We start from the raw sequence: 14,018 nt of genomic DNA on the forward strand, positions 1-14,018 counted from the left end.
TTTTATATGGTGTTAAGCTAAGAAAAAATAATCAAAAAAAAGCCGCCCTTTCCTACATCGCATCAAAAAGTGTTTTTCCTTTCGAATACCTGTAGTAAAGGGCAGCTCCTTCGGTTAAAATGATGTCTCTAATTGTTACTCAACACCATACTGTTGTTTATACGATTTTTCTAAATCGGTCACTTGCTGTAGCAATTGTTTTTCCGAGGTAGAGGCCAAGATACTCTTATAGGCACCCAAAGCACGTAATGCTGTACCTATATTTGAATATTCCAGCTCAGGCTTCGTTTGTGCAATATCCTGATACCAACGCATGTTTTGGGTCATAAACTTCAGATTACGGTTTACGATTTCATTTGCACGCTTCGTTTCACCAGTTTCATACAACACATTGACAATTGGAATATAGCCTAAAATATCACGCATCAAATAAACACGTTTTGGCATTTTCTCAAAGGTTTCAACAGCGACTTTACGCGCCTCATCCTTATGACCTTCCATCATCAACTGTGTCGCTGTACCGCCCATTACCGTATTTGTAATCATGGTAATCATGCGGTAAGATTCAGGATCCAGGTAAGAAGCATGTGCCATATTACCCCATTGGTATTTCGTAGTAATGTCTTTATAAGCAGACTGTGTATCAACCAATGTACCTTCCGCCCCGGCAGGAGTTGCAATCGGCATTAAACGCAGTGCAAAGCCCTCTTGGACCAGATATTTATCTAAACCAAGGTAGTTATCATTTGGAACTGTTGCCGCAAAATAAATTGGACGTTTCCAATCGTTATTCAACAATACGTTTAAGATTGATAATTCTGCCCTAGAGATATAATTTCTATTGTAGGTCCAGCTCATGGTATCGACAATAGATTCTTGCCAAGCTTTAGGAACGACATTATTTTTCAGAACAGATTCTTTATTCACCGGAAGGCTAAAGTTTTTGGTTGGCAAGAAGTTTTCAAACTTACCACCTCTCAATTCCAATTTGTTCTTCTGGTCGTCAGACAATAAAATCTGCATGATCAAATCCAGATCCACATGTCCGGGAACCTTCATATCCTGATAATAAAGCACTTCTCGAACGCCTTTTTTGAATTTTTCGTCATCGATATTGATCGGTAAACCTTCGGCCTGATTCACTTTTTGCTTCATCTGGCGCATATACCAGTCCGAACTCAATAAACTTAAGTTCACCACGCGTACATCTGGACGATAATTTTCAACTTCCTGTACATACCACAAAGGATAGGTATCATTATCGCCGTAAGTAAATAAAATCGCATTCGGTGCACAAGATGCTAAATAGTTTTTCGCTAAATCACGTGCAGTTGTTTTCTCCGAACGATCGTGATCATCCCAGTTTTGGAAGCCCAGCAATACCGGAGCACCCAATAAACAAGCAACTGTAGCAGCACCGGCCGCTACTTTACCATCCACTTTTTTGCTTAAATAATCCGCGATAGCGAAAACCCCAAGCCCGATCCAGATGGCAAAGGCATAAAAAGAACCTGCATACGCATAGTCACGTTCCCGCGGTTGAAGCGGACTTTGATTTAAATATAAAACAATTGCTAATCCTGTAAAGAAAAACAACAACCCCACAATTCCCGCATCACGTTGTCTCTTTCCAAAATGCCAAAAGGCACCGATTAGACCGATGATCAAAGGCAAGAAATAATATTTGTTATTCGAAGGATCAGTCTTCAATGAATCTGGAATGGCATTTTGTCCACCGACATGCATTTGGTCTACAGGTTTAGCACCTGAAATCCAATTACCTTCTGTGAATGATCCTTGACCTTGTTGGTCATTCTGACGGCCTGCAAAATTCCATAAGAAATAACGTCCGTACATGTGTCCAATCTGATAACTGAAAAAGAATTTCAGGTTATCGCCAAAAGTCGGCGACTGTCCTTCCGGGATTTTTAAGTAATCACGATAATATTCAATATGTCCCTGATCTCGTGAACTGTAGACACGCGGAAAAAACATGGTTTTATCGTATTTATAATCCATGCCGTTCTCCACTTTTGTATACTTGTCCTTGTCTTTTCTGTACGTATACGTCGGCTCGGCATCAACTACCTGCGCATCAAATGTAGGTCCGTTTAAAAGAGGCTCACTTGCATATTGCTCACGACCAAGATAACTTACAAAAGAAAATGCATTATCTGGATCACTGTTATTTAACGTCGGATTTGCTTTTGCACGTACCATAATCATGGCAAAAGAGCTATAACCAAAAATGATAAATGCTGCACTGATCAAGATCAGATTTAGCATCGGTTTGACCTTTTTGATTGAATACCAGATACCATATACGAAAAGAGCCACCGCTAAAATCATGAATAAGTTAAATCCAGTACCGAAGCCCATTCCCAGACTATTCACAAAGAACAGGTCAAAATAGGCTGCCGCTTTAACGGTGTATTGAATGATACCCCATAAAATGAGCGCCAAAACAACGACACCGATCAAGAAAGCTTTGATGGCTCCTGATGACGTGACTGTTTTCGAACGTTTAAAATAGATCACCAAAGCTATTGCCGGGATCACCAAAAGGTTCAATAAGTGAACACCTATAGAAAGCCCCATCACGTAAGCGATAAAGATCAACCAACGATCTGAACCAGCTTCATCGGCGTGGTTTTCCCATTTTAGAATTCCCCAAAATACAACCGCCGTACATAAAGAAGACATGGCATATACTTCGGACTCTACCGCTGAGAACCAAAAGGTATCCGTAAATGCATAAGCCAATGCACCAACAGCGCCCGAGCCGAATATTTTGATTAAATCGGTTGATGTATATGATCCATCAACACCCTTTACAACGATTTTCTTTGCTAAAGCTGTAATTGTCCAAAATAAAAACAAAATGGTCAGACCACTACATACCGCCGATCCTACATTCATCCAGAACGCAATTCGTGTAACATCTCCACCGGCAAGGTTTGAGAATATATTTTGAATCATTAAGAATAAAGGTGCTCCTGGCTGGTGCACAATTTGAAGTTTAAAGGCTGAAGCGATAAACTCGCCACAGTCCCACCAGCTCGTCGATCGTTCGGCAGTCATGACATACGCTAATGTTGCTATTAGCGCACATATCCATCCTAAAAGATTGTTGATTTTAGTATAGTTCATAAAATGATAACTGTAAAAAGTATTATAATACGGCTCGAAAATAAGGATAAGTTAATAAGAAATGAACTTTATTCTGATTTTTTAACACATATTAATTGAAAAAATTTCATTACGCGATCTAATATTGGCGACAAAGAAAGCACGTCCAAGTATACTTGTACACTTTACAACGTGTTGATGGGATCTCCTTACCGAAAAAAAAGGTTAGCACACTGAATTTTCAGGAGCAAACAAAAATTATTTCTTTGAAAATCAGCCCTAATACACTTTTGAGTTCATTTTTATTTGCAGAAATAAGAATAGTCCGTATATTTGCATCATCAAATGTGAACGACATCATCACGATAGCAATCACTTTTGAATTGTTTGTCCGATAGTATAAGGGTAGTACAACAGTTTTTGGTTCTGTTTGTCTTGGTTCGAATCCAGGTCGGACAACAAACAATAGAAAAGGCTTGCAAATGCAAGCCTTTTCTGCGTTATATGCAAGGCTTATTATTTATAAAAGGGTTTAGATTTTTTTAAATTTACATTTTGATTTTTAAAACAAATCTCTATCTTTGCGTCGTCAAAAAGAGAAAAGCGGAAACGTTGACTTTTTAGAGACATTGTCCGATAGTATAAGGGTAGTACGACAGTTTTTGGTTCTGTTTGTCTTGGTTCGAATCCAGGTCGGACAACTTTTAAAGTTAAGGTATATGGATTGTGAAAACAATCCATTTTTTTTAATGTTTAACTTTAAAAAACAGTAAGGGAATAAAAATATTGAATAAACGACAATACAATAACCCAACATAAATATACAAAACCATGCCTTTGCAATTCAACACGGTTAAACTATTTGCAGGTTCTGGCACTACAGAACTAGCCGAAAAAATCGCACAATCTTACGGGAAACCACTAGGAGACAAAACATTATCGCGTTTTAGCGACGGTGAGATTCAACCATTCTACAATGAATCAGTTCGCGGAAGTGATGTATTCATCATCCAATCTACCAACCAACCTACCGACAATCTTTTTGAATTATTATTGATGACAGATGCAGCGAAGAGAGCTTCAGCGCATTATATCACAGCGGTAGTCCCTTACTTTGGTTTCGCAAGACAAGATCGAAAAGACAAACCAAGAGTTGCTATTGGCGCAAAAATGATCGCCAATCTGTTGACTGCAGCTGGTATCCACCGTATCATGACAATGGACCTACACGCAGCACAAATCCAAGGTTTTTTCGATATCCCTGTTGACCATTTGGATGGTTCTATCATTTTTGTCCCTTACATCAAATCGTTAAAACTTCCGAACCTAACGATTGCTTCCCCAGATATGGGTGGCTCATACAGAGCGCGTACCTTTGCTAAATTTTTCAATGCAGAAGTTATTATCTGTGACAAACGTCGTAAACGTGCAAACGAAATCGAATCGATGTCTATCATCGGTGACGTAACAGGTCAGGACGTTGTTTTGATCGATGACATCTGTGATACTGCTGGTACACTTTCAAAAGCAGCAGCACTTATCATGGAAAATGGTGCAAAATCCGTAAGAGCCGTTTGTACACATGCAGTGTTATCCGGAAAGGCATATGAAACAATTGAAAACTCGGTATTGTCAGAAATGATCGTAACAGATACCATTCAATTGGATCCAGAAAAAGCAAAACAATCGACTAAAATTAAAGTATTATCAACGGCTGATTTATTTGCAAAAGCAATCACCAGTGTAAATCAACACTCTTCAATCTCTGATTTATTTGAAGTAGAATAATCTTTGCGTTTTAGATCCTAGATATTGGACCTTGGTACAGAAAGCATTCAGCTCAGTGGCCAAGGTCTTTTTTTTTATAGCTTTTTTATCTCGTACACAAGTTAACAATTGATTTATCTCAATTCCTATATTAGCAGGGGATTTAAAGGGGGATTACAAGGGGATAACAGGGAAATAACAGGGGGTNNACCCCCTGTTATTTCCCTGTTAAACGAGCTCTATACCGGTTTTAATATAAGGGTTGATATTAATTTGATCATATATTAGGCTAAACCAAGTAGCGTTGAATAGGTCTGTTCATAGACATGGAAAGATTAAGGACCTTGAATAAGTGCCTGTTCTCGAACCAATAACAATCGTATTTTTTTGATAATATCAGAAATTAGATTATCTTTGCACCTCAAATTTATAAAAAATTAAAAGATGAAATCAATTGCTATTAGCGGTTCTGTAAGACAGAACGTAGGGAAAAGAGATGCAAAAGAATTGCGTTACCAAGGTTTAGTACCAGCAGTACTTTACGGTGGTACAGAGCAAACAGCTCTTTCTGTATCCGCAGCTGATTTGAAACCAGTTCTTTACACTGCAGACGTAATCATTGTTGAATTAAACATTGACGGTCAAACTAAAAGAGCTATCGTTCAAGACGCACAATTCCACCCATTAACTGATTTAGTTACACACGTTGACTTTTTAGAATTATTTGATGATAAAGAAGTATCATTGAATATCCCTATCAAATTAACAGGAACTTCTCCAGGTGTTAAAATGGGGGGTAAATTAGTTCAAAAATTACGTAATTTACGCGTAAAAGCATTACCAGCAAACTTGCCACAAGAAATTGCCGTACCAATGGAATCTTTAGAAGTTGGTAAATCAGTTCGTGTAGGTCAAATTCAATTGGAAAACGCAAAAGTATTGAACAATGCTGATGATACAATCGTATCAGTAATCATGTCTCGTGCATTGCGTCAAGCTGAACAAGAAGCTGCTAAAGCATCTAAAGGTGGTAAAAAATAATCTGAGCAAGATTTTAAAATACTACAGAAAGCACCGAAATTCGGTGCTTTTTTTGTTTATTAAATTTCTATTTTTGCAGCATGAATTATCTTATCGTTGGATTAGGCAACATTGGCAGTGAATATGCCGATACACGACATAATATTGGTTTTATGGTTGCCGACGAGCTGGTTAAACAGGCTGGCGCCAGTTTCTCCTTGCTCAAGTTGGCCTACTATAGCGAATTTAAGCAACGGGGGCACAATGTTACTGTGATTAAACCTACAACTTACATGAACTTAAGTGGCAAGGCCGTCAACTACTACATGCAACAATGCAAAGTTCCAATTCAGAATGTATTGGTGATTGTAGATGATCTGGCCATTCCATTTGGCTCGCTACGCATGAAACCCAAAGGAAGCAGCGCCGGTCATAACGGACTTAAATCCATAGAACAGCTTTGTGGCGGACAGGTTTATCCGCGCTTACGTTTCGGTATTGGCGATAATTACCCAAAAGGTAGACAAGTCGATTATGTACTAGGTCCTTTTGACAAAGAGGAACAAGCTGAACTACCGGCTTTAATTGACCATTCTGTTAAAATGATCCAGAGTTTTATCAATATCGGCATCGAGCTGACGATGACAAATCTGAATACAAAATAAGTCAGAAAAAGCCGAATATATCGGCTTTTTCCTGTGTAACTCTTGTGCTTTTATTGTATCGACCTTGTCTATTTCTTAATCGCTTCACCTTGTTCCTTCCCCAACTCAGTCTTAATTACTTTTCTCACTTTTCCCGATAGACGGTCCTTTACATCAGAAGATATTTCAGGGTGTTCCTTTACATAAGACTTGGTGTTCACAATGATGACGCCATTATCCGCCTGATCACCATATAGTGCAGTAGCATTTTGATCTTTTAAGATCGTAATGTTATCAATTGTATTCGGATCCAAATCTTTGATTTTTTTGTCTGCGGCAATTTCTCCGTCGACAACAAATAGTGGATTGCCCTTAGCTCCATGAACTCTGCGAAATTTAATATTACGGGCAGCGACTTTTCCAGATCCATCATCTGTCAATCGGATGATATTTCCAGGGATTCCCTGCGCTCGGCCCTTGAGCTCGGGTTCGTTCGCATCTTCTTTTTTATAACCCATTACAACAACTTCCGAGAGGTTTCCATTCACCTTCATCTTGTCAACGTTACCTGCATCTTCTTTTTTATCATAAGTAAAAGTAAGGGTCTGATTTGTGATCTTTGGTGAACCATTTTTCTTCAACTTAACAAGAATAACTCCGTTCTTCCCTTTTTCACCATATATTGATGCAGCATTATTTTTAATCACATCAATCGATTGGATTTCCGTCCCCGGAATGGCAGACATAATGGTTGAATTAACTTCCTTTCCTTCCACAATATAAAGCGGTTCACTTCTAGGGTCTGCATTGGCACGAACCTCTATCCCAATAGTATTTCCTTTCAATCTAGTCGCGTCTTTACCAATATGAGCTCCTTCTTTCAATTCCACTTCAAGGATGCCATCTTTCCCAACATCTTCACCATACTTATCAATAGCAGCCTTACCCTGTAATACCGAGACTGACGCTATAGCATTTGGATCGATATCATCTACAGTAAACGTTTTTTCCTGCACAATACCATTCATAACACAGCGCAATTTCTTTTGCGCTATATCCGAATGTTGTTGCATCTCGACAGTATTGGCCAAAACTGCTCCGCCAGCAATATCAATTGAAGACTTCGTCCGATACTTGATCAGATCACTATCATTCGAAAACCAGTACTTTGCCAGTTTTCCTTCAGGAATAGCCAAAAACTCTGCTTTAGAGACCAATTTATTATCCACAAAATACTTTTGATCTTTAGAGAAATCAATAGCGGATCTCTTGATTTCCGTAAAATCTTTTGTCTCCACTTGATGTGCTTTAGCCAAAGTATCCGTTAACGAAGTAGCCTTCATATTTGATTGATCTGTCTGAGATCTTAAATCAACTGTTGGCAACGGAATAGGTAATACAGTTTCATTTGCCTTCTCAACGACCCCCTCAATACTACCCTCCGCTTTACTTACTGTAAATGCTGCTCCCGTCAACAAAAATATGGGTAAAAGAAAGGCGTATTTACTAAGCTCTATTTTCGATGATCGCTTCTTGTTCATCATCATAATACGACGTTTTAAAAGTTTAAAATTAAATTGATTGCTCAATCCTACTGAAGTGCCCTTTTTGGACACATTCAATAGGCTGTATTGGTACGTCTGCTTGTCAATTCCTTTATCGAGAACCTGTTGATCAGTCAAGAACTCCAAATTTTGGCGAATGGCCCTGCGCATGAGCCAGACGAAAGGATTGTACCAACAACACACCAATATCATTTCAAACAATAAAATATCCAAACTGTGAAGGCCTTTCACATGAATATCCTCATGCTTAAAAATATCTTTTAGCTCAGCATCCAGATGCTGGTCTTTGTTGACATAGATTTTATTCAAAAACGAAAATGGAACAATAGGAATCAGGACATTCCGGAATAGGTACGTGCGCCATTGATCGGACCTCGAATTCAGATGGATCCGTAATAAACTCACTAATTGGAATACAAATTTTAAGAACAATAAAACGGCACCGGCCACAAAAACGATTTCCACCAACCTTCCTAATGTCAGCTGCCGTTGAACCTCCGGTTCCATCATATAAAGCGAAATCTGCTCGCCTACCACCCCTATATTCAATCCACGCTGTACAAACAAAGACTTTAAATCCAAAAATGGATACAGGAAAGCAAATAGCCCCCCTACTAAGAAGTAGGCTCTATTTAAAAAATAGAACGTCAAGCCTTTCAACAGTCCAATATATCCCAGATAGATAATACCCAACAACAGATTGACTTGTATAATATAGGTTAGTAGACTTTCCATGCGATTAAGATTTATTATGCTTAATCATGTCCATAATCTCCTTTAACTCATCGGCGGTCAGTTTTTCTTCCTGTACAAAAAAGGAAACCATTTCCTTATAGGAATTTTTGAAATAATCGCCCACAAAGGAATTCATAAACTTAGCCTTATAATCTTCCTCACTCACCATCGGCTCATAGCGTTTGGCATTGGCGTAGCGTACTGCCTTCACAAAAGCCTTGCGCTCCAGATTCTTTACTGTCGAAGCCAAAGTCGTATAAGGCATCTTCTCACCTTTTACATTATCCAAGATCTCTTTTATAAAACCTCCATTGAGGCTCCAAATCGATTGCATTGCCTGCTCTTCCTGTGCTGTTAATTTTTCCATATCTTTATCTTCCTTTTTCTAATCTACTACTAATCTACGAATAATTCGTAAATACAAAAAATATTTTTTATTGCCTTTGTGATCTTCACGCAAATAGGACTTTGTAACCCCTTAAAAAAAAGAAATAGCTCATTTCCTGCGCATTTAAACTCAAATCCGACGAATATAAGTTAGCTGGCAAAAAATTTGTTATACGTTTATTTTAATTCTAAATTCATTCATAAGTCGCTTCATCAATGGAAAGAACAGGATATTCACTGTGTAAAATTGATAGCAATCAGTCGCACCGTTCACTCCAAAAGGAGATGGTTTAACACAAATACAAGAAAGATAAATGGCTAAAAATATCAAAGCGATCAAATGTCCGCATTGTGGCAGTATAAAAATTACCACATTACGCCCCGATTATTACAAATGCGACAGCTGTGGAACTGAATTTTTTCTGGATAGTGATGATATCAATATCAATTACAACTATAACTACCCACGCAACAACCAAGATCAATATAAAGCCATACGGATTGTATTATTTGCTGTTGTGGGCTTTATTGCGCTGATGTTTGTCATTGGAGCCCTAAGTGCTCTATTTTCCAAAAAGCCAGCGCCTAATTATTCAACTTACAGCACTTCCAATACAGCAGAGAAAAAAGAAGAAGCCCAACCGCTGGAATGGAATTACGCAAGCAACACGCTATTTTTGGATAAAGATAATACGCCACATATCGTCGTCGTCGGTAATGTCGGAACCTTCAGGGGTCGAATGAACGAAGGCAAGGACAATAAGGTTTATATTGGGCTCTTCGACCCAAAAACTGGTAAGAAAGAATGGGTTAAGACTTTGATGGAAACTCCCGTCGAACTGTCGAGCAGCGACGTCAAACTTCAGGTATTTGAAGATCAGCATCTTTATATCATCGTCAAATCCAAATATATTTATCAGCTGGACAGAAATACACTCACTTATAAAAGTGTCCTAGAGAACTATGTAAAAGATGCTCCATCTTTAAGCACAGGCATCGCTAAAGTTGAATTTAAATACGAAGACTATGGCTCTGCCTATCAGATTGTCAACAATGAAGGACAAAACCTAGCTTATTACCCCTTAATTAACAAATCTATTCCCGATAAACAACTGTACGATGAAAGAAGGAAAAAGCTGCCCAACCCAACAACAAAAACGGAATTCACCTTTTCAAGTAAATCAAGTTATTACCCAGAAGAAAAAATTCAGTTAATCCAGTACAGCTACCAATATCAATATGGATTTCCCAAAGATAGCCCACGCTTTTCCTGGGATAAGGATTACGGCGGATCAGGTATTTTTACCGACCGCGATCCATACAAAAAGGTCTTGATAAATCCATGGCAATTTAAAGGAGCCCGTCTGATCAGTTTCAAAGACTTTACACCGGGCAGACTTTACTTCCAGCCCGTAGTGGTTGCTCAAAATGACAAAATACTTCTCATTGCGTATAAACCGACACCTGCTGAGGACGACCCCTTACAGATCCAGTTGCTGGATATAACAACGGGGGCCATACAAAAAACGATCAGCACAGACCTAAAGTCCATTTATGGAAATGGATGCCTGTTAAAGGATGGTTTTATTGTAAAAGACGGTAGCAACTATTATTATTTTGATAATAATGGCAAACAAATCAACAAGTTTGAAGGGTATAACCCCAAATTCGACACACTAAATTAAACACTATGGGACTATTTAATCTTTTTAACAACCAGCTTTCTGAGGTCATTGAGTGGAAAAACCAGGATCCCCGAATATTATGGTATAAATTTCCATCTGAAAGGAATGAGATCAAAAATTCCAGTAAGCTGATCCTTGCTCCAGGGCAGGGCTGCATCCTCGTCTACGAAGGAAAAGGTGAAAACTTGCTGACCGAGGCAGGCACATACAATCTGAAAACGGACAACCATCCATTCTTTACTACTTTAGCACGTTTGCGGCAAAACTTTGAATCAGAACATAAGCTCTACATTTACTTTTTCCGTACAGCCGCTATCGTCAATCAATCTTGGGGAACGGGAACACCTATTAAATATATCGACCCCCATTACAATTTACCGATAGAAATTGGCTTGAATGGTACATTCTCTTACCTCATCAAGGAACCGGTACATTTCTATAAAAACATTGTGGCGAATCAAAATACGGTTAGCACAGCTGATATTCAAGACATCATCAATAATCGGATCCCCCAACAAATTATTGCGCAGATTGCACAAAAGAAACTGGGTTACAATGAGATTGACAGTCAACTGGGATTACTTTCCAACGACATCAAGACCGCGGTTACACAAGACTTTAATGATCTTGGCCTCGACATTACGGATTTCAAAATCCTAGGAACTCAATTTGATGCCAATACACAACGAAGAATTGGAGAAATCGCCGATTTAAGCACACAAAATCAAGCAGCGCTACAGGCAGGTCTGAGCTATGTTGAATTAGAAAAATTACGGGCACTACGCGACGCAGCTAAAAATGAAGGCGGAATTGCAGGTGTAGGTGCACAACTGGGAGTCGGTATGGAACTCGGAAAGCAATTCGACCTTCAAAAAGAGGAGATCAAAGATCATATTCAGCAAGAGGGTGACTTTGTCGAGAAACTCCAAAAGCTGCAGCTGCTGCTTCGTGAGAATATCATTACCCAAGAAGAATTCGACACATTAAAAAAACAGATTCTCAATAAAATCTAGTGTATTACGGGAGATTCAACCTTAAAAGTGATAGCTATCCCATGAGACCTTTTAAAATGTAAATCGGTACGATTCAGCTCAATATACTGAGGTCAATCCATTCACAACCCATAAATTAATTCAGCTATGAAATATATATTCGGCATATTATTCACACTGGTGATCCTTTTCGTTGCCACCTATTTCCTTTTGGGACTTTGGGGCATTAAGCTATTGGAGGCGGAAAACTTCAGCAAAATATTGTGGACTACAGGAATTTTGACACTAACGTCCATTATTCTGGTTTGTTTTGTCATACTACCTTTTTTCGGATCGGGCAAACACGGCAACTACCAAGACAAAGGAAAGGTTGCGCAACGAAAAATAGATTGATATTTTTGCAGAATAAGATAATGTTAAATTTGAATAAATTATTTGCTTATTTAAGTAAATAATTCGTGAATATTATCCAAAATGACGCAGTCATGTCATTTTAATTCCAAAAGAACTTTCAATTTTAAATATCAAATAGTTAAATTTGTGAGATTAGCATAACAAATCAGATATAAGATATATATAAACATGTCAGATAAAGCATCTATAAATTTAGACGGCACTTCGTATGACCTTCCGGTCATTGTCGGTACTGAAAATGAAAAAGCAGTTGATATTTCGAAATTAAGAGATCTAAGCGGATTTATTACGTTAGACCCAGGATACAAAAATACAGGTGCAACGAAAAGTGCGATTACTTTCCTTGACGGTGAAAAAGGCATATTGAGATATAGAGGATATCCAATTGAACAATTGGCAGAGAAATCGACTTTCTTGGAAGTTGCTTATTTGTTGATTTATGGAGAACTTCCCAAAAAAGAGGTATTGGAAAAATTCAGAGCTGACATCAAAAAGCAAATGATGATTCACGAAGACATGAAAAACTTCTTCGCTGGATTCCCATCCAAATCTCACCCAATGGGCCAACTTTCGTGTTTAGTAGGCGCATTATCGGCATTTTACCCAGAATCTTTAAATCCTAACTTAACTGACGAAGAAGAGGATCAAACGATCATCAATCTTTTGGCAAAAATGCCAACGATCGTTTCCTGGATTCAAAAGAAATCATTGGGTCATCCTGTCGTTTATCCAAAAAACAACCTTGGTTACATTGACAACTTCCTAAACATGCTGTTTGGAGAAGTGAATGATGAAAAAACATTCGATCCTGTGGTGATTGACGCCATGCACAAATTGTTGATTTTACATGCTGATCATGAGCAAAACTGTTCAACATCTACTGTTCGCATCGTTGGTTCATCCAATGCAAACCTTTATGCATCTGTTGCATCGGGTATCAATGCATTATGGGGACCATTACATGGTGGTGCAAACCAAGCTGTAATCGAGATGTTGGAGGCCATTAAAAATGATGGTGGTGACGCTGAAAAATATCTTGCTAAAGCAAAAGACAAAAACGACCCTTTCCGTCTGATGGGATTCGGTCACCGTGTTTACAAAAACTTCGACCCTCGTGCTAAGATCATCAAAAAAGCATGTGATGACATCTTGGAAAAATTAGGCGTTCAAGATCCGGTATTGGATATCGCTAAAAGACTCGAAGAAGCAGCATTGAATGACCAATACTTCATCGACAGAAAACTTTATCCGAATGTTGACTTCTATTCAGGTATCATCTACCGCGCATTAGGTTTCAAAGCAGATATGTTTACCGTATTATTTGCTTTAGGCCGTCTACCAGGATGGATTGCACAATGGAAAGAAATGCGTGAAAACAAAGAGCCTATCGGTCGTCCTAGACAAGTATACGTTGGCCACACAGAACGCGACTACGTTGAATTTTCAAATCGCTAATCCGATTTCGATTTATATCCTTAAAAAGCATCCCTCGGGGATGCTTTTTTTATTTCTACCCCAACCAACATGGAGAACTTTACAGCTGTCCGAAACCACCCACTCGAACACTATAGGATGCACCGTCGTTACGTTATTGTCACGATAATCTACTTGTTAAGTATATTTTAATTTTTCCTTATCTAAATTCCCTGTTTTTCGTTAAGTTTGCGTATTCATTGGTCT

Annotated in this window: 10 protein-coding genes; 7 read left to right on the forward strand and 3 right to left on the reverse strand. The window is 38.5% G+C overall.

Going from position 1 to position 14,018, the window contains the following annotated elements; translation table 11 throughout:
* Positions 1-135: 135 nt before the first annotated feature.
* Positions 136-3,150, reverse strand: a complete 3,015-nt coding sequence (locus tag B3297_RS12815; protein ID WP_112374862.1) for a DUF2723 domain-containing protein — start codon at positions 3,148-3,150, stop codon at positions 136-138.
* An 810-nt stretch (positions 3,151-3,960) separates the two neighbouring features.
* Here B3297_RS12815 and B3297_RS12820 point away from each other — a divergent pair.
* The 3 genes from B3297_RS12820 to pth all read left to right on the forward strand — a co-directional run bounded on the left by B3297_RS12820 (position 3,961) and on the right by pth (position 6,581).
* Positions 3,961-4,917, forward strand: a complete 957-nt coding sequence (locus tag B3297_RS12820) for a ribose-phosphate pyrophosphokinase (protein ID WP_046672755.1) — start codon at positions 3,961-3,963, stop codon at positions 4,915-4,917.
* A gap of 423 nt (positions 4,918-5,340) precedes the next feature.
* Positions 5,341-5,937, forward strand: a complete 597-nt coding sequence (locus tag B3297_RS12825; RefSeq protein ID WP_046672756.1) for a 50S ribosomal protein L25/general stress protein Ctc — start codon at positions 5,341-5,343, stop codon at positions 5,935-5,937.
* An 80-nt stretch (positions 5,938-6,017) separates the two neighbouring features.
* Positions 6,018-6,581, forward strand: a complete 564-nt coding sequence (pth, locus tag B3297_RS12830) for an aminoacyl-tRNA hydrolase (RefSeq protein WP_070561240.1) — start codon at positions 6,018-6,020, stop codon at positions 6,579-6,581.
* A gap of 68 nt (positions 6,582-6,649) precedes the next feature.
* Here pth and B3297_RS12835 read toward each other — a convergent pair whose 3' ends face one another.
* The gene (locus B3297_RS12835; RefSeq protein WP_070561241.1) at positions 6,650-8,860 is read right to left on the reverse strand and encodes a M56 family metallopeptidase; all 2,211 of its coding nucleotides are present in this window, start codon (positions 8,858-8,860) and stop codon (positions 6,650-6,652) included.
* 4 nt (positions 8,861-8,864) lie between these two features.
* Positions 8,865-9,227 (reverse strand): BlaI/MecI/CopY family transcriptional regulator, encoded by a 363-nt coding sequence (locus tag B3297_RS12840; protein ID WP_046672759.1) that lies wholly within the window; start codon positions 9,225-9,227, stop codon positions 8,865-8,867.
* Between the two features lie 334 nt (positions 9,228-9,561).
* Between B3297_RS12840 and B3297_RS12845 the strand changes: the two genes are divergently transcribed.
* The 4 genes from B3297_RS12845 to B3297_RS12860 all read left to right on the forward strand — a co-directional run bounded on the left by B3297_RS12845 (position 9,562) and on the right by B3297_RS12860 (position 13,793).
* A complete protein-coding gene (locus B3297_RS12845) occupies positions 9,562-10,932 on the forward strand; it encodes a hypothetical protein (protein WP_070561242.1) in 1,371 nt (456 codons plus the stop codon).
* Positions 10,933-10,937: 5 nt separating this feature from the next.
* Positions 10,938-11,945, forward strand: a complete 1,008-nt coding sequence (locus B3297_RS12850; RefSeq protein WP_070561243.1) for an SPFH domain-containing protein — start codon at positions 10,938-10,940, stop codon at positions 11,943-11,945.
* Between the two features lie 126 nt (positions 11,946-12,071).
* Positions 12,072-12,317: a hypothetical protein gene (locus B3297_RS12855; RefSeq protein WP_070561244.1), complete on the forward strand. Its 246-nt coding sequence runs from the start codon at positions 12,072-12,074 to the stop codon at positions 12,315-12,317.
* Positions 12,318-12,506: 189 nt separating this feature from the next.
* Positions 12,507-13,793 (forward strand): citrate synthase, encoded by a 1,287-nt coding sequence (locus B3297_RS12860; protein WP_046672763.1) that lies wholly within the window; start codon positions 12,507-12,509, stop codon positions 13,791-13,793.
* Positions 13,794-14,018 lie beyond the last annotated feature (225 nt).

Source organism: Sphingobacterium sp. UBA3519 (assembly GCF_002377215.1).
In the GTDB taxonomy this organism is placed as follows: Bacteria; Bacteroidota; Bacteroidia; order Sphingobacteriales; family Sphingobacteriaceae; genus Sphingobacterium; species Sphingobacterium multivorum.

What these genes read in the sequence shown, in the direction of transcription:
- B3297_RS12860 (WP_046672763.1), top strand. Translation starts at nt 12,507, where the DNA reads ATGTCAGATAAAGCATCTATAAATTTAGACGGCACTTCGTATGACCTT.
- B3297_RS12850 (WP_070561243.1), top strand. Translation starts at nt 10,938, where the DNA reads ATGGGACTATTTAATCTTTTTAACAACCAGCTTTCTGAGGTCATTGAG.
- B3297_RS12825 (WP_046672756.1), top strand. Translation starts at nt 5,341, where the DNA reads ATGAAATCAATTGCTATTAGCGGTTCTGTAAGACAGAACGTAGGGAAA.
- B3297_RS12820 (WP_046672755.1), top strand. Translation starts at nt 3,961, where the DNA reads ATGCCTTTGCAATTCAACACGGTTAAACTATTTGCAGGTTCTGGCACT.
- B3297_RS12855 (WP_070561244.1), top strand. Translation starts at nt 12,072, where the DNA reads ATGAAATATATATTCGGCATATTATTCACACTGGTGATCCTTTTCGTT.
- B3297_RS12845 (WP_070561242.1), top strand. Translation starts at nt 9,562, where the DNA reads ATGGCTAAAAATATCAAAGCGATCAAATGTCCGCATTGTGGCAGTATA.
- B3297_RS12840 (WP_046672759.1), bottom strand. Translation starts at nt 9,227, where the DNA reads ATGGAAAAATTAACAGCACAGGAAGAGCAGGCAATGCAATCGATTTGG.
- B3297_RS12835 (WP_070561241.1), bottom strand. Translation starts at nt 8,860, where the DNA reads ATGGAAAGTCTACTAACCTATATTATACAAGTCAATCTGTTGTTGGGT.
- pth (WP_070561240.1), top strand. Translation starts at nt 6,018, where the DNA reads ATGAATTATCTTATCGTTGGATTAGGCAACATTGGCAGTGAATATGCC.
- B3297_RS12815 (WP_112374862.1), bottom strand. Translation starts at nt 3,150, where the DNA reads ATGAACTATACTAAAATCAACAATCTTTTAGGATGGATATGTGCGCTA.